The organism is Azospirillum palustre (assembly GCF_002573965.1).
In the GTDB taxonomy this organism is placed as follows: domain Bacteria; phylum Pseudomonadota; class Alphaproteobacteria; order Azospirillales; family Azospirillaceae; genus Azospirillum; species Azospirillum palustre.
In genome coordinates this window covers 1,978,998-1,998,886 of sequence record NZ_PDKW01000043.1, presented here as the reverse complement: position 1 = coordinate 1,998,886, position 19,889 = coordinate 1,978,998, and the positions used below count along the sequence as shown (strand labels likewise).

Annotated in this window: 13 protein-coding genes and 1 pseudogene; 7 read left to right on the top strand and 7 right to left on the bottom strand. The window is 67.5% G+C overall.

What is annotated here, in order from left to right; genetic code table 11:
- Nucleotides 1-15: 15 nt before the first annotated feature.
- From CRT60_RS31710 to ileS, 3 genes are all read right to left on the bottom strand, one after another.
- A complete protein-coding gene (locus CRT60_RS31710; protein ID WP_098740394.1) occupies nucleotides 16-609 on the bottom strand; it encodes a DUF3035 domain-containing protein in 594 nt (197 codons plus the stop codon).
- Nucleotides 610-716: 107 nt separating this feature from the next.
- A complete protein-coding gene (gene lspA, locus CRT60_RS31705) occupies nucleotides 717-1,220 on the bottom strand; it encodes a signal peptidase II (RefSeq protein ID WP_098740393.1) in 504 nt (167 codons plus the stop codon).
- Nucleotides 1,221-1,368: 148 nt separating this feature from the next.
- Nucleotides 1,369-4,212 (bottom strand): isoleucine--tRNA ligase, encoded by a 2,844-nt coding sequence (ileS, locus tag CRT60_RS31695; RefSeq protein ID WP_098740392.1) that lies wholly within the window; start codon nucleotides 4,210-4,212, stop codon nucleotides 1,369-1,371.
- Between the two features lie 521 nt (nucleotides 4,213-4,733).
- On the opposite strand from ileS, the gene CRT60_RS31690 reads away from it, so the two are divergent.
- The 5 genes from CRT60_RS31690 (at nucleotide 4,734) to CRT60_RS31670 (ending at nucleotide 11,083) form a co-directional block, all read left to right on the top strand.
- Entirely contained in the window at nucleotides 4,734-5,606 is an 873-nt protein-coding gene (locus CRT60_RS31690; RefSeq protein ID WP_143273431.1) for a hypothetical protein, read from the top strand.
- 238 nt (nucleotides 5,607-5,844) lie between these two features.
- Entirely contained in the window at nucleotides 5,845-6,822 is a 978-nt protein-coding gene (locus CRT60_RS31685) for a glycosyltransferase family 10 domain-containing protein (RefSeq protein WP_098740390.1), read from the top strand.
- A 31-nt stretch (nucleotides 6,823-6,853) separates the two neighbouring features.
- Nucleotides 6,854-7,576 carry a hypothetical protein gene (locus tag CRT60_RS31680; protein ID WP_098740389.1) on the top strand — a complete coding sequence of 241 codons (723 nt, stop codon included), beginning with the start codon at nucleotides 6,854-6,856 and terminating at the stop codon, nucleotides 7,574-7,576.
- 67 nt (nucleotides 7,577-7,643) lie between these two features.
- Complete coding sequence (locus tag CRT60_RS31675) at nucleotides 7,644-10,289, top strand: tetratricopeptide repeat protein (RefSeq protein WP_098740388.1); 2,646 nt, start codon at nucleotides 7,644-7,646, stop codon at nucleotides 10,287-10,289.
- A complete protein-coding gene (locus CRT60_RS31670; protein WP_098740387.1) occupies nucleotides 10,286-11,083 on the top strand; it encodes a galactosyltransferase-related protein in 798 nt (265 codons plus the stop codon). Before CRT60_RS31675 ends, CRT60_RS31670 begins: the two co-directional genes overlap by 4 nt.
- 51 nt (nucleotides 11,084-11,134) lie before the next feature.
- Here CRT60_RS31670 and CRT60_RS31665 read toward each other — a convergent pair whose 3' ends face one another.
- The 3 genes from CRT60_RS31665 to CRT60_RS31655 form a co-directional block, all read right to left on the bottom strand.
- Nucleotides 11,135-11,818: an orotate phosphoribosyltransferase gene (locus CRT60_RS31665; RefSeq protein WP_014247028.1), complete on the bottom strand. Its 684-nt coding sequence runs from the start codon at nucleotides 11,816-11,818 to the stop codon at nucleotides 11,135-11,137.
- A gap of 125 nt (nucleotides 11,819-11,943) precedes the next feature.
- Nucleotides 11,944-13,620: a methyl-accepting chemotaxis protein gene (locus tag CRT60_RS31660; protein WP_098740386.1), complete on the bottom strand. Its 1,677-nt coding sequence runs from the start codon at nucleotides 13,618-13,620 to the stop codon at nucleotides 11,944-11,946.
- A 131-nt stretch (nucleotides 13,621-13,751) separates the two neighbouring features.
- A complete protein-coding gene (locus CRT60_RS31655) occupies nucleotides 13,752-15,458 on the bottom strand; it encodes a methyl-accepting chemotaxis protein (RefSeq protein WP_098740385.1) in 1,707 nt (568 codons plus the stop codon).
- A 216-nt stretch (nucleotides 15,459-15,674) separates the two neighbouring features.
- Here CRT60_RS31655 and CRT60_RS31650 point away from each other — a divergent pair, with 216 nt between their 5' ends.
- Nucleotides 15,675-17,345, top strand: coding sequence for a S10 family peptidase (locus CRT60_RS31650; RefSeq protein ID WP_244592864.1), 1,671 nt, complete (start codon nucleotides 15,675-15,677; stop codon nucleotides 17,343-17,345).
- A 90-nt stretch (nucleotides 17,346-17,435) separates the two neighbouring features.
- Here CRT60_RS31650 and CRT60_RS31645 read toward each other — a convergent pair.
- Nucleotides 17,436-19,047, bottom strand: a pseudogene (locus CRT60_RS31645) (flagellin N-terminal helical domain-containing protein).
- Nucleotides 19,048-19,414: 367 nt separating this feature from the next.
- Here CRT60_RS31645 and CRT60_RS31640 point away from each other — a divergent pair.
- Nucleotides 19,415-19,882, top strand: coding sequence for a RidA family protein (locus tag CRT60_RS31640; protein WP_098740384.1), 468 nt, complete (start codon nucleotides 19,415-19,417; stop codon nucleotides 19,880-19,882).
- The last annotated feature ends 7 nt before the right edge of the window (nucleotides 19,883-19,889 follow it).

Below are 19,889 nucleotides of genomic sequence, written 5' to 3'. Positions count from 1 at the left end.
AGGAACTGGCCGTGCTTAGAACAGGCCTTCCAGCGGCGCCTTGCGCTTGCGCTCGATCGTCGGGGTGGCGGCGCCGTCCAGCGCCTTGCCCTGGGCCTGGGCCTCGCGCAGGCGCTGCTGCTCCTTTGCCGGGTCGACGACGGAGACGGGCGGCTGCTGGGTCTGCCAGAACAGGAGCGAATCGATCCAGCTCTTGTCGGCGACGATCAGCTGGGTGGTTTCCTGATCGACCTTGGCGCGGATGTTCGGGTCGATGCCATCGCGGGCCGAAGCCTGGGCGACCAGCGACTTCTCGCCCGCCGTTGCGCCTGCCGCAGCAGCCTTGGCGCTGCGCGGAGAGCCGCCGAACACGGCGCCGGCGGCCATCTGGGTCGGGGTGCTGTCCTGCGGACGGGCGGCGCCGGGGCGCGGCTTCGGCAGGTCCTGCATGCTGGGCGGCAGGGTCAGCGGAGCGCGGGAAACGACGGAGAACTCGTCGGGGCTCTGGCGGTCGAGACCGATGGACCGGCGCACATCCGAGCAGCCGGCGAGTGTCAACGCCGCAAGCGCCAGCCCGATGAGCGGGAGCCGAGTCCGGGGAAAGGAGAGGGCGGAGGAGATGCTGGTCACGTTCGGAGGATCCCGTCGTCTGTCACGTCGTAGCGACCCGGCCCGAAGGTCGAGGCCGCTTGGGTCAGCGCTCGCCGGCGGTTATAACGCCACCGGCGACGGAACTCTTACGACTTTTCGCGGCCCGCGAACAGTCCGTCGATCAGCAGCAGCACGACGCCGACGCTGATTCCGCTGTCGGCCACGTTGAAGGCCCAGAAATGCCAGCCGGCGACATGGAAATCGAGGAAATCGACGACCGCCCCGTGCAGCATCCGGTCGGCCACGTTGCCGACCGCCCCGCCGATGATGAAGCCCAGCGCCAGGGCGATCAGACGGCGTTCCGCCTGCCGCAGCCAGAAGACCAGGCAGACGGCGATCACCGCGGCGATGGCGCTCAGGATGTAGGGCATCAGCGCCCCGCCGCTGGCGAAGGTGCCGAAGCTGACACCGTAGTTCCACACCAGCACGAGGTTGAAGAAGGGGGTCACCTCGATGACATGCGGCACCGGCTGCATGACCTGCTCGAGGATCCACCACTTGCTGCCCTGGTCGAGGACCACCACCAGTACGGCGACGATCAGCCCGAACAGCCAGTAGGACCGGGATTGGTTGGCGACGAAGGCGTTCATAAGCCTACACATCCTCCCTCTCCCCCCCGGGGAGAGGGTCGGGGTGAGGGGGAGGCGCGGCGAGGAGCGTCCGGCGGCCCGAACCCCCTCACCCTAACCCTCTCCCCGGGGGGGAGAGGGGATAGGACCGCGGATGTGGCTGAACGCGTCATGCCACCGCGTCGGAGCAGCGGATGCAGAGCGTCGGATGGTCGTGCACCGTGCCGACCTCTTCCAGGACCTTCCAGCAGCGCTCGCACTTCCCGCCGTCGGCCAGAGCCGGGGCGACGGCGATGCCGGGAACGTCGGCCAGGGTGAAGGCCCCTTCCGGCGCCGCGGCGTCCGTCACCTCGATGGCCGAGGTGATGCAGACGTCCTGGAAATCGACATCGGCCAGCAGGGCCTTGGTCGCGGCGTCGACGAAGACGGTCGGATCGGCCTGGAGGGACGAGCCGATGGTCTTGTTGGCGCGCTCCAGCTCCAGGGCGCCGGTGACGACGCGGCGGACGGTGCGCACCGCCTCCCACTTGGATGCCAGCGCGTCGTTGCGCCACTCCGCCGGCACCTCCGGGAAGCCGCGCAGATGCACGCTCTCGTCGGTCCAGCCCGCACCCTCCGTCAGGCCTTCCGGCCGGGCGAGCCACGCCTCTTCCGCGGTGAAGCAGAGGATGGGCGCGAGCCAGGCGGTCAGGTTGGAGAACAGATGCTCCATCACCGTCCGCACCGACCGGCGGCGCACCGAGTCGACCGGATCGCAATAGAGGCTGTCCTTGCGGACGTCGAAGTAGAAGGCCGACAGCTCCACCGCGCAGAAGTTGTGCAGGGCCACGAACAGGGCATGGAAGTCGTAGGCCTCGACCTTCTCGCGGACCAGCGTGTCCAGCTCCGACAGGCGGTGCAGGACCCAGCGCTCCAGCTCCGGCATCTCGGCGGCGTCGATCCGCTCGGCCGGGCTGTAGTCGGCGAGCGCGCCCAGCAGGTAGCGCAGCGTGTTGCGCAGGCGGCGGTAGAGGTCGGCCTGGGTCTTGATGATCTCCTTGCCGATGCGGAGATCCTCCGAATAGTCGGAGTTGATGATCCACAGGCGCAGGATGTCGGCGCCGTACTGGTCGCAGACCTCCTGCGGGGCCACCACGTTGCCCAGCGACTTGGACATCTTGCGGCCCTGCTCGTCGAGTACGAAGCCGTGGGTCAGCACCGCGTTGTAGGGCGCCCGGCCGCGCGTGCCGCAGCTTTCCAGCAGCGAGGAGTGGAACCAGCCGCGATGCTGGTCGGAGCCCTCCAGATAGAGGTCGGCCGGCCAGGCCAGTTCCTCCAGCCGCTGTTCCAGCACGAAGGCGTGCGAGGAGCCCGACTCGAACCAGACGTCGACGATGTCCTTGACCTGCTCGAAATCCTCGGCGGCATAGGAGTTGCCGAGGAAGTCCTGCGGGTCGCGGGCGAACCAGGCGTCGGCACCCTCCTGCTGGAAGATGTCGGCGATGCGGGCGAACACCGCCTCGTCGCGCAGGATTTCGCCGGTCGACTTGCGGACGAACAGCGCGATCGGCACGCCCCAGGCGCGCTGGCGGCTGATGCACCAGTCCGGGCGGCTCTCGATCATCGAGCGGATGCGGTTCTCGCCTTGGCTCGGGACCCAGCGGGTGTCGGAGATCGCCTGCAAGGCCACCTTGCGCAGGTCGTTCGTCTCCATCGAGATGAACCACTGCGGCGTGGTGCGGAAGATCAGCGGCGCCTTGGAGCGCCAGCTGTGCGGATAGCTGTGCTTGATGCGGTTGCTGGCCAGCAGCGACCCGGCTTCCTCGAACGCCTCCAGCACCGCCTTGTTGGCCGGGCCGGTCTTCCCCTGGTCGGTGTAGACGGCGAGGCCGGCGAACAGCGGGACGTGGGCGTAATAGCGCCCGTCCTCGCCCACCGTCTGCGGCACCTCGATGTTGTTGGCCTGGCCCAGGCGGAAGTCATCCTCGCCATGGCCGGGGGCGATGTGGACGAAGCCTGAACCGGCGTCGGTGGTGACGAAATCGCCGGCCAGCAGCGGCACCTTGAAGTCGTAGCCCTTGCCGTTCAGCGGGTGGCGGCAATAGGTGCCGGCGAGGCGCGAGCCGGGGAAGCGGTGCAGCTGCTTCCACTCGGTGATGCCGGTTTCCTTCAAAACGCTCTCGGCCAGCGCGGTGGCGAGCACGAGGCGCTCGCCGACCACCGCCTTGGAGCCCTCGGCGACCGCCGTGACCTTGAAGGTCGCGTATTCGATCTCGTCGCCATAGGCGATGGCGCGGTTGCCCGGCAGGGTCCAGGGGGTGGTGGTCCAGATGACGATGCTGGCCTCGTCCACCTCCGGCGCCGACGACCCCCAGACGGGGAAGCGGGCGAAGACGGTGGTGGAGGTGTGGTCGTGGTATTCCACCTCGGCGTCGGCCAGCGCGGTCTTCTCGACCACCGACCACATCACCGGCTTGAAGCCCTTATAGAGGCCGCCGTTGACCGCGAACTTGTGGATCTCGCGGACGATCTGCGCCTCGGCCGGGAAGGTCATGGTGGCGTAGGGCTGCTTCCAGTCGCCCTCCACGCCCAGACGGCGGAACTCGGCGGCCTGGATGCCGACCCACTCCTCGGCGAACTGGCGGCATTCGGCGCGGAACTGGATGAGCGGCACGTCATCCTTGTTCTTGCCCGCCTTGCGGTACTTCTCCTCGATCTTCCACTCGATGGGCAGGCCGTGGCAGTCCCAGCCGGGGACATAGTCGGCGTCGAAGCCCTGCATCTGGCGGAAGCGGACGATGACGTCCTTCAGGATCTTGTTGACGGCATGGCCGATGTGGATGTTGCCGTTGGCGTAGGGAGGGCCATCGTGCAGCACGAACTTCTTGCGGCCCTTGGCGCCGGCGCGCAGCTTGCCGAACAGGTCCATCTCGGCCCAGCGCTTCAGCAGCTCGGGCTCCTTGGTCGGCAGGCCGCCGCGCATGGGGAAGTCGGTGCGGGGCAGGAAGACGGTCGATTTGTAATCGCGGGTCATATCGGATCCCTGGGGAAGGCGTCACGATCGGGCGGCGATTTCCGCCTCCCGACACACATAAGGTCTCGATCCCGGCCCTCCTCAGAGAGCCGGGCCGGTAATTCGCGCGTCTCGCGCAAGGATCCACGGAACGCCGGTCATCGCGCGCGATATTAGCGGCGTGCGCGGTGCGGTCAAGGATGCGGCGCGGCATTGCTGCCGCGCCGCGATTTCGATCCTCACGGGGCATTCAAAATCGTGCCGACATATTCGGTTGCATCGTTCCTCAAGGCGCTGTTGTTCTCTGGTGTGTATTCGCCGGCGCATTGACGCTGACGGGTAAAAATTTCTTCATCTGGAGACAATGGTCAATGCGCACAAATCACTGATATTTCTAATGATTAGAAATCTAAGGAAAGGATTGCGACGTGGCAATGATGGTTGTCGATTTTGTCGCAGCACGATGAGATCGTTTGTTGAAATTGACCGCCATTATATTCTGTGGGTAAATGTTTCGAGGAGTTTTCGGGGGGTGCGGACAAATGGATGTGCTGAAAGCAGGAAAGGGGGGATACGACGTCAATAGCGTGCTGATCTCCCGATCGGCGAATGGTGCTGCCCCGGCCCCTCCTGCAACCAAGCCTTCAACCGGAACTAACGCCGATGGGAGTGATGGCGGTCGTGCCGCGGGCCCCGTCGATACCGTGTTCCTTTCTGAGCAGGCGAGCCGTGCCTTGCGCGTCGATCGCAGCGCCGACGCTTTCACGGCAGGGCCTGCCGCCAATTCCGGTGTCGCCGCCGCCGTCAAGGACATGGACAAGATCGTTCCGGCGATGCAGCGCCACGTCGAAGAAAGCAGCCGTTACATGGAAAAGCTCAGCGCGCTGGCGCGGAGCCAGTTCGGGCTGGGTGACAATGTCAGCATCACGACCAGCGGAGCCGGGACCGCCATGCTGGACAATCTCGCCAAGGAGAATGGCCTCCAGAAGCCGGCGATCCCCGACATTCTGAAACAGAGCGGCCTGTTGAAGGACGATACGGAGGTGGATGCCCAATCGCGAACCGGGCTCTTCGGCATGAGCGTCACTGCGGCCGACGATCCCGACTTCGGGAAACGCATGGATCTTGTGTTCGATCGCGGAGCGAAGGTTCCCGATGGAAAGCTTTCCCTTGTCGCCCTGAAGGACGGCAACCCGGCTACGGCCGGAACGATGAAAGCCATCGGGAATGGAGCGCTCTCCAGCCTGACCGATCTGGGCGCGCGGGATGGGGCGAGCCTGTTCGCGATCACCGACGGTTCCGACGATGGCAAGGCCACGGTTGCGGCGTCGATCCGTTCCTTCGGCATGGACGACCGGGTCAACAGTTCGGCGATCAGCATTTTGAAGACGATAGGGCACTACCTGCCTGGCTGACGGCGGCAGTCAGCCAGGCAATGCCTGACCATATCCACGAGCGGGGTGCGGTGTATCGGCGGCGTGTGCGGTGCGGTCCAGGACGGCCCAAGTCCCGCCGGGGCACGGCAGGGTCCGAAAATACCGCTGGTCACGGGATGGCGGCAAATCTTAGGGTGTTGGCGCCGCGGACGACGGGGCAGGGAAGTTCCTGACCGGCGGTTCCGGGCAGGCGGCACGCGCAAGGGCTTCGGCGGGCATGATCGATCAGCGGACCAGCGGCTTCCTGTCGGAGTTCCTCGACACCCCCAACAGGGATCCGGCGGTTCTGGACCGTTTCCTTCTGCAGGGACCGGACGGTGGCCGACGCGGGGCGAAGCCGCGCCTGAAGGTCGCCTTCTTCGATTTCTGGCCGGAGTTCGATCCGTCCGCGAACTTCTTCGTGGAAATCCTGTCCGCCCGCTTCGAGGTGTCGGTGGTCGGGAACGACAGCGACCTCGCCATCGTCTCGGTGTTCGGCACCCGCCACCGGGAAGCGCGGACGGTCCGGTCGATGTTCTTCACCGGCGAGAATGTGCGGCCGCCGCTCGACGGCGTCGACATGTCGGTGTCGTTCGACCGCATCGACGATCCCCGGCATTTCCGCCTTCCGCTCTACGTCATGCACGCCTACGACCATCTGCGCGAAGGGGCGGCGCCGTATTTCTGCCACTCCGTCCTGCCGCCCGTGCCGCCGGCGCGGGAGGAGGCCGCGGAGCGGAAATTCTGCGCCTTCCTCTACAAAAACCCCAACTGCGCCCGCCGCAACGACTTCTTCCACATGCTCAGCGCCCGGCGACATGTCGAGTCGGTGGGCTGGCTGCTGAACAACACCGGCAGCGTGGTGAAGATGGGCTGGCTGCCGAAGATCCGGGTGTTCTCCCGCTACCGCTTCGCGTTCGCCTTCGAGAACGCAAGCCATCCCGGCTATCTGACCGAGAAGATCCTTGACGCTTTCCAGGCCGGTGCGGTGCCGCTCTATTGGGGCGATCCCGGCGTCCTGCGCGATGTCGCGGCCGGCAGCTTCATCGACGTGTCGCGATACTCCTCCGACGAGGAGGCCATCGATGCCATCCTGGCCGTCGACGACGATTACGGCGCCTACCGCCGCTACCGCAGCACGCCGCCCTTCCTCGGCACGGAGGATTTCCACTTCGATGCCTATCGTCTGGCCGAATGGATCGAAAGCCGTCTTTGAACGTGGCTTTGACTGTGGGTGAGGGGGAGCGATGAGGCGGGTGCTGTTGAATTATGCCGACGGGGCCTTCACGACGGCGCAGAAATACAATGGCAGGACCGGCCTGGAGACCGGCGGCTTCGACGGCGTCGCGATGATGGGGCGCCAGCGCATCGATGCCGCTTTCGCATCGCGGAACCGGCATGTGCTGGACCAGCCGCGCGGGGCCGGCTATTGGCTGTGGAAGCCTTACTTCATCGACCGGTTGCTGCGCGAGGATCTGAAGGACGGCGACATCCTGTTCTACAGCGACAGCGGCGCCCATTTCGTCCACAGCGTCGATCCGCTGATCGAGATTTGCCGGCAGCGGCGCGATCTGCCGATCCTGCTGTTCACGCTGGGCGATGATCACCGCAACGGTGTCTGGACCAAGCGCGACTGTTTCCACTACATGGGGCTGGACCGGCCCGATGTCGTCGAGGCGTCGCAGATCATGGGCAGCTTCATCCTGTGCGAACGCGGGCCTGAAACCATGGACTTCGTCGCGCAATGGCTGCGGCTTTCCCAGGATGCCCGGCTGATCACCGACGCGCCCAACGAATGCGGCCTGCCGAACTATCCGGAGTTCCGCGGCCATCGCCACGACCAGAGCATCCTCAGCCTGCTCGGCCGCCGCCATCGCGTGACAACCATTCCCGACATCTCTCAATGGGGGGACGGGAGCCGTCCGCCCGAAATTCCCCGCATCATGGAACACACGCGCTGGCGCGACTAGGGCCGGTTGTGGCAGACAGAAGCCCGGTCCGTTTCCCTCAACCGCCAGCGGCGATCGGCAGCAGCGCATGACCAGTTTTGCCCGTGGCGTGGCGGCGGAAAACGCCGGCAGGCTGGAGGAGGCCAGGGCCCGCTACCTCGACGTCCTGCGGACCGAGCCGCGGAATCCGGCGGCCCTGCACCGGCTGGGGGTGGTGGAGTTGCGGCTGGGCAACCCGCGCGACGCGGTGGTGCTGTTCCAGAAGTCGCTGGCCATCGCCAAGGACCTGGAGGTCTATCTCGATTTCGGCGCGGCGATGGCCGGCATGGCCCGCTGGGATGCGGCGGCGACGGTCTATGCCGCCGCTCTGCGGGTCGCCCCCGCATCGGCCGACGCCCATTACGGTCTGGCGATGGCCCTGCACCGGCAGGGGCGCCCGCAGGATGCCGAGCCCCATTACCGCAAGGTGCTGGCGGCATTTTCCCATCTGGGAGAGGTCCACAACAACCTCGGCGTCGCCCTTCAGGACCTCGGCCGGTTCGCGGAGGCCGCCGCCGCCCATCGCGAGGCGGCGCGGATCGATCCCACCGACGCGGCGTCCTGGTCCAAGCTGGGCGTGGCGCTCCATGCCATCGGACAGGGGGCCGAGGCGGAAGCCGCCTTCCGCAACGCGCTCGGCCTTGCGCCGCAGGATGCCGACTGCTGGCACAACCTGAGCGGCCTGCTCGATGCCTGCGGTCGCCCGGCGGAGGCGCTCGCCGCCGGCCGTCTTGCGGTCGCGCTCGATCCGGGGAGCGCCCGCAACTGGCTGGCCCTGGGCAATGCCGCCGGTGCCGCGCGGCGCCTGGAGGAGGCATGGCGCGCCACGTCGGCCGCGGCCCGGCTGGAGCCGTTGAGCCCGGCGGCGCGCAACAATCTCGCCAGTGCATTGCAGGAACTCGGACGCTGGCGCGAAGCGGTGGCCGAATACCGTGCGGCGCTGGAACTGCAACCGGACTTTCCGGTGGCCGAGATCAATCTGGCCCAGGCTCTGTCGGGGCTGCGCGAGGCGGACGGCGCGCTGACGGTCCTGCGGGCCCTGCTGGCCCGCCAGCCGGCGAACGGCGAGGCCTGGCGGCGGCTGGGCAGTGTGCTGGCGGAGGCTGTCCGCCCCGATGCCGCGGTGGCCGTTCTGCGCAAGGCGGTGGCGCTGGCCCCCGGCGAGCCGGATGCCCAGGCCGATCTGGCGATGGCCGCCGCGATGGCCGGCTGGAGCACGCAGTCGGCGGATGCCTGCCGGCGGGTCCTCCGGCTGGTTCCCGGCCATGCCGCAGCCCTCGGCCAGCTCGTGCATCAGCAGAGGCTTCTGTGCGACTGGCGCGATCTGGACGGGCTGGAGGCGCAGCTTCTCCGGCAGGTGCGCGCCGGGGCGGAGGGGGTGTCGCCCTTCGACGTCCTGTCCTGCGCCTCGACCCTCGCCGACCAGCAATCCGCCGCGGCCCGCTGGGCGGCGGCGAAGGCCCGCGGCGCCCTGACCGCCACCCGGCCGGCGGCGACGGTGGCGATGGCGGCCGCAGGCGATGGGCGGCTGCGGATCGGCTATCTGTCGTCGGATTTCCGTGAGCATGCCATGGGCCACCTGATGGTCGATGCGCTGGAAACCCATGATCGGTCCCGCTTCGCCGTGACCGCCTATTCGACCGGCCTCGACGACGGCAGCGCGCTGCGCCAGCGGTTCCAACGCGGGATCGAGCGCTTCGTCGACCTGCGCCGCCACACCGACGCCGACGCGGCGCGGACAATCGCGGCGGACGGCATCGACATCCTGGTCGATCTGACCGGCTTCACCTCCTTCTCGCGCACCTCGATCCTGGCGGCCCGTCCCGCCCCGGTGCAGGTCAATTGGCTGGGCTATCCCGGGACGCTGGGGGCGGGCTATGTCGACTACATCGTCGCCGATCCCACGGTGATCGCGCCGGGCGAGGACGGCTTCTTCAGCGAGCGGGTGGTGCGGCTGCCGGATTGCTATCAGCCCAACGACCGCCGCCGTGCCATCGCCGAGGCCACGCCGACGCGCAGGGACTGCGGGTTGCCCGAGGATGGCTTCGTCTTCTGCTGCTTCAACAGCGCCTACAAGCTGACGCCCGCTTTGTTCGACGGCTGGGCGCGCATCCTGGCGGCGGTGCCGGGCAGCGTGCTGTGGCTCTATGCCGGCAATCGCCAGGTGGCGGTCAACCTGCGCCGCGAGGGCGAGGCCCGCGGCCTCGATCCCCACCGGCTCGTCTTCGCCCAACCCCTGCCGCACGCGGAGCATCTGGCGCGGCACCGGCTGGCCGACCTGTTCCTCGACACGCTTCCCTACAACGCCCACACGACGGCCAGCGACGCGCTGTGGGCGGGCCTGCCGGTGCTGACCCGGCGCGGGACGACCTTCGCCGGGCGCGTTGCGGCCAGCCTGCTGCGGGCGGGCGGATTGCCGGAACTGATCGTCGACGGGCAGGAAGACTACGAGGCGGAGGCGGTGGCACTCGCCCGGTCGCCCGGACGGCTCCGCGACCTGCGGCAGCGGCTGGCGCTCAACCGGCCGGTCTGCCCGCTGTTCGACACGCCGCGCTTCACCCGGCATCTGGAGGCGGCCTACCGGGCGATGTGGGACATTCACCGGGCCGGCGGGGAGCCGCGCCCGATTGCCGTCACGGCTGAGGACGCCGGCGGTCCGGCATCCGCCATGGAGGGAGAAGGGGAGAGCGCATGACCACCGGCGAGAGCACAGCAGCGCGGCTGCACATCGTCGTCCCCTACCGGGATCGCGAAGACCATCTCCGGCAGTTCGTTCCGTGGGTGAGCGCTTATTTCGACCGTCTGGCGCAGCCGATCGATTATCGCGTCACCTTCGTGGAGCAGGAGGCCGGGCTTCCCTTCAACCGTGGGGCGCTGAAGAATGCCGGCTTCCTGCTGGGCGAAGGGCAGAGCGACTATGTCTGCCTGCACGACATCGATTATCTGCCGGCCGATGCCGATTATTCCTGGGCCGACTGTCCCACCCCGATCCTATGGTACGGGGCGGAGCTGCGCCCGGTGGCGCCGGGACGCTCGGACCGCACGGTGACGACCAACCTCGAAAGCACGATGGGCGGCGCGTTGTTGATGCCGAACGCGGCGATGCGGCAGGTCGACGGCTATTCCAACCTCTTTTGGGGCTGGGGATACGAGGATTTCGACTTTTCGCTGCGCATCCGGGCGCGCCGCATCCCCACCGGCCGGCGCAAGGGGCGTTTCCAGCCGCTCGACCATGTCAACGACGGCTTCACGCCGGACGCGGCGCCATCCCCCATTTCCTTGGTGAACCGCCGCGTGTTTCAGGAGCTTTGGTCTTCCGGCAAAATCCCGGCCGGCGACGGTTTGTCCTCGCTGTCCTTCGAGGTGCTGGACCGCAGGCCTTGCGATGGGTGTGTCGAGGGTGCGCAGGACCGTTGGGAGATCGTCCGGGTTCGCTTCGCCCATGCCCCGACGCCGGAACAGGCGGCGGCGGACGGTACCCAGGCCTGACATCCGCCTGAAATCCATGGGGGGCGGCTGCTCCACCGCCCCCCGTCTGCGTCACATGCTCGACTTGCCGCCGTGGGCCGACGACCAGCCGACCGGGTCGTTCAGGAACTTCTCGACTTCCGACAGGGTGTTCTCGTCGAAATAGCGGTTGTCGCGGGCAACCTTCAGCACGTCCCACCAGGTGCACAGCGCGTGCAGGCGCACGCCGATGGCGTCCATGTTGACCTTCGACTGCGGGAAGATGCCGTAGTGGAAGATCACGAAGGTGTCGGTCACCTGGGCGCCGCCGTTGCGCAGCGCGGTGACGAAGTTCTCCTTGCTCTTGCCGTCGGTCGCCAGATCCTCGACCAGCAGGACGCGCTGCCCCTCGGTCAGCAGGCCCTCGATCTGGGCGTTGCGGCCGAAGCCCTTGGGCTTCTTGCGCACATACTGCATCGGCAGTTCCAGCCGGTCGGCGATCCAGGCGGCGAACGGGATGCCGGCGGTCTCGCCGCCCGCCACCGCGTCGATGGCCTCATAGCCGATCTCGCGCTCGATGGTGGCGACGGCGAAATCCATCAGCGCCTTGCGGGCGCGCGGGAAGGAGACGATGCGGCGGCAGTCGGTGTAGACCGGGCTGGCCCAACCCGAGGTGAAGATGAAGGGCGTCTCGGCGTTGAAGTGCAGCGCCTTGATCTCCAGCAGGATCTTGGCCGCGGTGGCGGCGATGGTGGCCTGATCGGGCAGGGTCGACATGGAAGAAGGGCTCCGGAAAACGGGATGGCATCGCGCGGATGCCCATTGTGTAGCGGGGGAGGGCGCGATTCGCAATTCCTGACCATCCTTGCCCGCTCATCCCGGCAGCAGGCGGGCATCCGCCGTCAGGCTGCCTGCACGGTGCGGGTGTAGCTGTCGACATCCGCCCGCAACTGCTGCATCTCCCGGCGCAGCTTGGCCGCGGCCCCCGCCAATTCGCCGGCGGTGCGGTCGGTCCGCACAATGACGTCGTGGACGCCGCCCAGCATGCCGGACATCGCCGTCACCGCGTCCGCCCCGTCCTTCATCGCCCGCAGGATGCCCTCCGCCGCGTCCGATTGGCGCGACACCGCATCGGCGATGGCCGCCCCGCTGTCGCGGGCCGCATCGACCGTCCGGGAAACCCCGTCCATGGCATGGACCGCTTCGTCCACGATGGTCTGGATGCCGGCGATCTGGCTTTGGATGTCATCGGTCGCACGCGCGGTCTGGCCCGCCAGGCTCTTGACCTCGCCGGCGACCACGGCGAAGCCCTTGCCGGCCTCCCCGGCCCGCGCCGCCTCGATGGTGGCGTTCAACGCCAGCAGGTTGGTCTGGCTGGCAATCGAATTGATCAGGCCGACCACTTCGCCGATCCGCCGCGACGCCTCGGCCAGTTCGCGGATGCGGCCCGCGGCTTCATCGGTCCGCTGGACGGCGTCGGCGGTCATCCGGGTGGCCGTCCTGCTGTGGCGGCCCACCTCGTCGATAAGGGCTCCCAACCCATCGGCGCCGGCGGCGGCGTCGCTCACGATGCGGCTCGCGGTGTCCGCATGTCCGCGCACATGACCGACCTCGTCCGCCGCCCGGCCTGCGTCCTCGGACATCGTGCCGGCGGTGGACTGAAGCTGCTCGCTGGTGGTGCCCAGCCCGCTCAGGATGATCTCGGTCTGATGGGTGAAGCGGTCCGTGGCGTCGTTCAGGGCGCCAAGTTTGCGCTGCTCCCCGTCCCGCCGCGTCTCCTCCTCGTTCCGGCGGCGGTCGAGATCGCTCGCCTGGCTTTGCATCAGCATCACGGCCGCGGTCACCCGGCCGATGGCATCGTCCACCGGATACCTCAATGCAACATCGCGTCGTCCGCGTCCGATCTCGGCGATTCCGTCCGCGGCGCGGTCGAGCGGCCGGGTGATCGAACGGCCGATCCCCAGCGCCATCAGGGCCGATCCGCCGATGGCCAGTGCGGTCACCACGCCGATCAGCACATAGGCGTAGGTCGTGATGCTGGCCGAATTGCCGTTGCTCGCCTGGTTTTCCGCCCGGATCAAGGTGGACAGGGCTTCGTTGCGCTCCTCCAGCCGATGGAAACGCTCCAGAAAGCCGGCAAGCCCGTCCTTCGCCTTCGCCCTGTCGCGCAGGGCCACTTCGATCAGCCCTTCCGCCGCCCGGATATACTCCTCCATCTCGGGCAGCAGGTCATCCAGCCCCTTGCCGATGGCGGGACTCAGGGCAAGGAGCCGGTTGGCGCGCAACGCCTCGCGAAACGTGTCGGCATGTTCCTTGAGATCCTTGCGGACCTCGTCCCGCTCCGCGTCCGCTCCGTCCGGACCGGTGAGAAGAGCGGCAAGCACGTCGGCACGCAGGGCGTCGTGCATCATGTCGCCCGCCTGATGATTCGACAGGGCTTCTCCCGTGATCAGAACCTGATGGTTCGCACCATCGACGACGGAGAGCGCCGAGACGGCGACGCCCCCCACGACCAGCAAGGCCAAAGCGAAGGACAAAGGCAGCAGGGACAATTTCCGGGACAGGGTCAGGACGGACATCTGCACAACCCTTCATTGGTACACAAAATGGGATTGACGCATCATCCGTGCAGGATAGGCAATTTTATACGCTGAGTCCTATAGGGGTTTTTCGGGATGTTGCGCGAACGCCCGGCCGTTCGCGCGCTTCGTCAGACCTTGCCCCGCACGCTGCCCAGGAAACGGTCCACCTGGGTGTGCAGCAGTTCCGCCTGCTTCGACAGTTCCCCGGACGAGGAGAGCAGGCGCGATGCGCCGCTGCCGGTTTCCGACGCCGCCTGGAGCACGCCGCCGATGGAGGACGAGACCTCGTTGGTTCCGGCTGCCGCCTGCTGGACGTTGCGGGCGATCTCCATGGTGGCGGCGTTCTGTCCGTCGACCGCCTGGGCGATGGTGCCGACGATGATGTTCACCTCGCCGATGGTGGCGGCGATGCTCTGGATCGCCTCCACCGCGTCGGCGGTGGCCGTCTGGATTTCGGCGATCTGCTGCGAAATGTCGCCGGTCGCCTTGGCGGTCTGGTTGGCGAGGCTCTTCACCTCGCTGGCGACGACGGCGAAGCCCTTGCCTGCCTCGCCGGCGCGGGCCGCCTCGATGGTGGCGTTCAGCGCCAGCAGGTTCGTCTGCCCGGCGATGGAGTTGATGAGGTTCACCACGTCGCCGATCTGGTTGGCCTTGGACGACAGGCCGTCGACGATGCGGTTGGTGCCGTCGGCCTGATCGGCGGCCTGCTTGGCCTTGCGGCTGCTTTCGCCGATCTGGCGGCCGATTTCCGAGATGGAGGCGGCCAGTTCCTCCGCGGCGGCGGCCACGGTCTGGACGTTGACCGATGCCTGCTCCGACGCGGCGGCGACGGTGGTCGCCTGGGTCTCGGTATGGTCGGCGGTGGTCGCCAGCGACTTCGCCAGCGCCCGCACCTCGGTGGAGGAGGAGGCGACGCTGTCGACCACGCCCTTCACCTCGTTCTCGAACCGGTCGGCCAGCGCGGCCATCTCGGCCCGCTTGCGCTCCTCGGCGGCATGTTCCGCCTCGGCCTGACGGCGGCGGAAGGCATCGGCTTCCACCGCGTTGGCCTTGAACACCTCGACCGCACCGGTGATCTGCCCGATCTCGTCCTTCGAATCCGATGCCGGGACGGTGACGGTCAGATCGCCGCGCGCCAGCGTCAGCATGGCGTTGGTCAGGCGGCGCAGCGGACGCAGGGCGGCCACCGTCCACAGGCCGAAGGCGCCGGCCATCAGCAGGGCGGCACCGCACAGCGACAGCATCAGCGTCTGGAAGCCCTTGGCGACGTCGCGCGCCCGCGCGGCGATGGTCTGGTTCTTGCGCTCCTGCAGGTCGATGAAGGCGTTGATGCGCTTCAGCCATTCGGTGAAGGCCGGGCGGGCGTCCTGCATCAGCCCCTTCTGCGCCGCGGCCATGTCGTTCGCCTTGCGGGCGGCGATGACCGTCTTGATCGCCGGCAGGCTCTTCGCCTCGATCTCCTTGATGCCGGCCAGCAGCTGCCGTTCCTCCGGTTCGATGTCGGTCATGCCGGCGAACATGGCGTCGAGCGGCTTGGCGGAGTCCTCGTAGAAGGCCGCCAGCCGGTCGATGTCGGCCAGCACCAGCGACAGCGTCGCCGGGTCGGTGGTCAGCACCACGTCGCGCAGGGCGATGGCCCGGTCATGGACGCTGCCGCGGAAGTTGATGGCATAGCGCTGCTTGACGCTGTTGACCTCGTTGATCCGGGTGAGGTCGGCGTCGATTTTCCGCACCTCGCGGACCCCGATGACGGTCAGGCTGATCAGAAGGACAAGAACCACGCCGAAGCCGAGAAACAAACGTGTGCGGATCGTGGCGTGCCGTGGAGTGAACATGTCGGCGCATCCCGTCGAAGTTGGCCCGCATGGGCAATAATCGGACTTTATCCTAAAAGATGTTACCTTTTTGGGTTACTCAAGATGTGCTTTTCCGTCAGCCCGGCAAGGCGGCCGGGGCAAGCCTTGCGCAAAAATGTGCGGGTTGCGGATCGAAGCCGCCACCGCAATATGCGAAGCCCGGAAACCGATCCGGAAACCGCCTTGGATTTGCCGATGCAGCCCCTGCCCCTGCCCCTGCCCCTGCCCCTGCCCATGTCCCGCCGCCGCAGCAGCCTGTCACGTCTGCTGGCGACAGCCTTGCTCCCGGCCCTGCTGCTTGCGCCGCTGGCGCCAGCGTCCGCCGCCGATGCGGATGGCGGCGCCCAGCAGGATCGGCCGGAGCACGCCGGATCGGCGGCAGCCAAGCCGGAAGGGGCCAAGCCGGAAGGGGCCAAATCCGAAACCGCAAAGGTCGATGCTTCGAAAACGGACGACCTCCGGGGGTTCGATTCGCAACGCAGCGTGACCAGCCACAGCCTGCCGCTGCCGGACGGTGCGTTGGCCTACACCGCGACGGCGGAGTTCCTGCCGCTGCGCGACGGCGCCAAGGAGGAGCTGGCGGCGCGCATCTTCACGGTGACCTACACGGCCGACCCCAAGACGCCGGCCGCCGGTCCGCGCCCGGTCACCTTCGTCTTCAACGGCGGCCCTGGGGCGGCGTCGGCCTACATGCATCTGGGCGCTGCCGGACCGAAGGTCGTCGCCTTCGGTCCCGACGGGGCCCTGCCGCCGCCGCCGGCCCGGCTGGTCGACAATCCCGACAGCTGGCTGGCCTTCACCGATCTGGTCTTCATCGATCCGGTCGGCACCGGATACAGCCGCGCGGTGAAGCCCGACGAGACGGAAAAGCGCTTCTGGTCGGTGGACGGCGATGCGCGGTCGATGGCCGAGATCGTCCGGCTCTGGCTGACCCGGAATGGCCGCTGGTCGTCGCCGGCCTTCCTGGCGGGGGAGAGCTACGGCGGTTTCCGCATCGCGAAGATGGCGGACGAGCTGATCGACCAGGTCGGGCTTGCGGTGAACGGGCTGATCCTGGTTTCCCCCGTCGTCGATTTCGCCGCCATCGACGAGGACGGCATCCTCGGCCCGGCCTGGAAGCTGCCGTCGATGGCAGCGTCCGCCGCCGCGCTCGGCCGCACCTCCGGCACGCCCGAACAGGCGGCGGAGGCGGCGGAGCGCTTTGCCCTCGGTCCCTATCTCACCGGGCTGGCCGGTCTCGACTATGGGCGGCTCGATGACGCTCGGGACGTCTTCGCCGAGGTGGCGCGCATCACCGGCCTGCCGGTGGAGACGGTGCGGCGCCAGCGCGGGCGCGTGCCGATGGGTGTCTTCACCCGCGAGCTGCTGCGCGACCGCGGCCGCATTCTCAGCATCTATGACGGCACCTTCACCGCTCCCGACCCCGATCCGGGTGCGCCGCGCGTGCCGTTCGATCCCTTCCTGAAGGGGACGGTGCCGACCTACAGCACGGCCTTCGCCGCCTATGCCCACGACGCGCTGGCGGTGCGCACCGAATCTCCCTACCGGCTGCTCAGCGACCGGGTGAACCGGAACTGGGAGTGGCCGCGCATGTCGGTGCCGAGCGCGGTGGATGCGCTGCAAACGGCACTGACCCTTCAGCCGGCGCTGCGGGTGCTGATCGTCCATGGCCGCACCGACCTGATCACGCCCTACATGGCCTCGCGCTGGGTGGCGTCGAGGCTGGAACTGCCGGAGGGCGAACGTGGCCGGGTCGCGGTGACGGTGCATCCCGGCGGTCACATGATGTACACGCGGGGCCAGGGCCGCGCTGCGCTGGCGGCCGACGCCCGTGCGCTGATCGCGGAGAGCCTGCGCCCGCGGTGACCCGCGCCTGCCGGAGTTGGGAAGCCCGGAATCGGAAAGGGGCGCCCTGGTGGGGGCGCCCCTTTCCATGTTTCGGATCGCTGTCCCGGATCAGAACAGACGCAGGATCGACTGCTGCGACTGGTTGGCGAGCGAGAGGGCGATGGTGCCCAGCTGCTGGCGGGTCTGCAGCATCAGCAGGCTGGCGCCTTCCTCGTTCTGGTCGGCCAGCGTCAGCTTGCTGGCGCCTTCCGTCAGCACGTCGCTGAACTCCTTGGTGAAGCTCTCGCGGGTCGTGATGATGTTCAGGTTGGTCGACAGCTGCTGCGAGGCCGAGCGGATCGTCGCCTTGGCGTGATCCAGGCCGGCGACCGCCTTGTCGATGTCGGAGCGGTCCATCCAGCTGTTCTGCGCGCCGTCCAGCTGCAGGCCCTGGCCGCTGGTCGACAGGTTGACCGCGGTCACCGTGATCGCGTTCGTGTTGCGCTCGTTCAGCTGGACCGTGATGTCGTTCGACGTGTTGGCGTCGGAAATCTGCTTGGTGACGATGTTGGCCGAGCAGTTGGCCGAAGCCGCCTGCTTGATCGTCTTGGCGTCGATTTCCATGCGGACGGTGCCGCTGTCGAAGTTGAAGGACTGCTCGCCGCCCGTCAGCTTGCCGTCGCCCTTCTCGTTCATGCCGTCGCGGGTGACCTGGGCGCCGTTGGAGTTGGTGACCTGGATTTGCAGGTCGACCTTCTTCTCGATGACCGAGACGCCGTTGCCCTGGTTGTTGGCCGCTTCCAGCAGGCGGCGGTCGACCGTGAAGGACACGATGGTGCCCGACGCGAAGCAAGGACTGGCCTTCCACCGTGATGGTGAAGATGTCGCCTTCTTCGATCGTCCCGCCGACATTCACCGTCGACACCTGCGCCGAACCGGTCTTCGCGGCCGTCGTCAGCTTCGCTTCGATGGTCTGGGTGTTGTCGAAGTAGGAGATCGTGCGGCTCTCGTCGCCGTCCGACACGATGAAGTCGCGGGAACGGCCGTTGGCGCCGCGCACCTCGATCTGGACGTCGGAGAAGCTGCCCGTCGAGCCGGACATCGTGCCCGACAGCTTCAGGCCGATGAAGCCGTGCGCGTTCTCGGTCTTGGAGATGTCGGCGGTCTTGCCTTCGATCGAGCCGTCGCCCTTGACGCGGATCGAGTAGGTGTCGGCCGAGATGACGTTGGTGACGCGGGCGTTGTCGACGCCGGTCATGCTGTTGACGGCGGCACGGGACGCGCTGGTGCTGTCCATGCTCATGCCGTTGCCGTTGATCAGGTTCTTGCCCTGATAGCCGCTGTCGGCGGCCAGCTTGTCGATCTGGTCCTTCAGCGTGTTGAACTGGCCGGCGAGCGACTTGCGGGTGGCGACGGAGGCGGCGTCGTTGCCGAGCGCCGCGTAGGCGGCGGTGGTCAGGCCCTTGGCCTGGTCGACCAGCGAGTCGATCGAGGTCAGGCCCTTGTCGGCGGCCTGGATGGTGCTGATCGACTGGCCCATCGCGTCCTTCAGCGAGGACAGGTCGCCGGCACGCTGGTTCAGGCCCTTGGAAGCGAAGAAGGAGGTGGGACCATCGAGAGCCGAATTGATCTTGTTACCCGTCGACAGGATGTTCTGCTTCTTGTCGATCTGCGACTGCGTGCTCTGCAGCTGCAGCAGGTTGGTGCGCATCGAAGCGGTCAGCGTCACATTTCCGGCCATGGTCCTAGTCTCCTTCTGAGGCTGTCCCCGCCCCTGGTCATTTGACCGGCGAGGCAACGTGCGTTTTCCTGACACCACTCTTTCAAGCGCCGTGCCAACTGTCCGGTCATGCCATAAGTTGTTGATTTCACTATGAAATAAAAATAGGTCGGCAAAAAGGGCAGGGTTGGGCCCAAAGGTTCGGGCCGGGTGTCCGAAAAACTTTCCCGGAATCTTTTGCCGCTCACGGACGGTTCTGCCGGGATGCCGGGCGGCAAGAATCTTCCCACTGCCCCATCGGCAAGGGCTATGGTCGGGCTCCAAACCACGTCCCAATCATCGAACGCATGGCCCTTTCACGGGCCAAAGCAGGGAAGGGAGAAGCATCATGACCGGTCGGATCGACGCACGCCTGGCGGAGCTGGGCATCGAGTTGCCGCAGGCCGCCGCCCCGGTGGCCGCCTATGTGCCCTACACCCGTTCGGGCAACACCCTTTACATCTCGGGCCAGGTGACGGTCTGGAACGGCGAGCGCAAGTTCGTCGGCAAGGTCGGCCAGGACTTTACGGTGGAGCAGGGCAAGGACGCCGCGCGCCTGTGCGCGCTGAACATCCTGGCCCAGGCCAAGGCCGCGCTGGGCGGCGACCTCGACCGCGTCACCCGCGTGCTGCGGCTGGGCGGCTTCGTCAACTCCGGCCCCGACTTCCACGACCACCCGCTGGTCATCAACGGCGCGTCAGAGCTGATGCGCGACGTCTTCGGCGAGGCCGGTCAGCATGCCCGCGCCGCGGTCGGCGCCCCGTCGCTGCCCGGCAACGTCGCGGTCGAGGTCGATGCGATCATCGAGGTGGCCTGACGGCAGC

What these genes read in the sequence shown, in the direction of transcription:
- CRT60_RS31680 (WP_098740389.1), top strand. Translation starts at nt 6,854, where the DNA reads ATGAGGCGGGTGCTGTTGAATTATGCCGACGGGGCCTTCACGACGGCG.
- CRT60_RS31690 (WP_143273431.1), top strand. Translation starts at nt 4,734, where the DNA reads ATGGATGTGCTGAAAGCAGGAAAGGGGGGATACGACGTCAATAGCGTG.
- CRT60_RS31660 (WP_098740386.1), bottom strand. Translation starts at nt 13,620, where the DNA reads ATGTCCGTCCTGACCCTGTCCCGGAAATTGTCCCTGCTGCCTTTGTCC.
- CRT60_RS31675 (WP_098740388.1), top strand. Translation starts at nt 7,644, where the DNA reads ATGACCAGTTTTGCCCGTGGCGTGGCGGCGGAAAACGCCGGCAGGCTG.
- CRT60_RS31665 (WP_014247028.1), bottom strand. Translation starts at nt 11,818, where the DNA reads ATGTCGACCCTGCCCGATCAGGCCACCATCGCCGCCACCGCGGCCAAG.
- CRT60_RS31685 (WP_098740390.1), top strand. Translation starts at nt 5,845, where the DNA reads ATGATCGATCAGCGGACCAGCGGCTTCCTGTCGGAGTTCCTCGACACC.
- CRT60_RS31640 (WP_098740384.1), top strand. Translation starts at nt 19,415, where the DNA reads ATGACCGGTCGGATCGACGCACGCCTGGCGGAGCTGGGCATCGAGTTG.
- CRT60_RS31655 (WP_098740385.1), bottom strand. Translation starts at nt 15,458, where the DNA reads ATGTTCACTCCACGGCACGCCACGATCCGCACACGTTTGTTTCTCGGC.
- CRT60_RS31650 (WP_244592864.1), top strand. Translation starts at nt 15,675, where the DNA reads ATGCAGCCCCTGCCCCTGCCCCTGCCCCTGCCCCTGCCCATGTCCCGC.
- CRT60_RS31670 (WP_098740387.1), top strand. Translation starts at nt 10,286, where the DNA reads ATGACCACCGGCGAGAGCACAGCAGCGCGGCTGCACATCGTCGTCCCC.
- lspA (WP_098740393.1), bottom strand. Translation starts at nt 1,220, where the DNA reads ATGAACGCCTTCGTCGCCAACCAATCCCGGTCCTACTGGCTGTTCGGG.
- ileS (WP_098740392.1), bottom strand. Translation starts at nt 4,212, where the DNA reads ATGACCCGCGATTACAAATCGACCGTCTTCCTGCCCCGCACCGACTTC.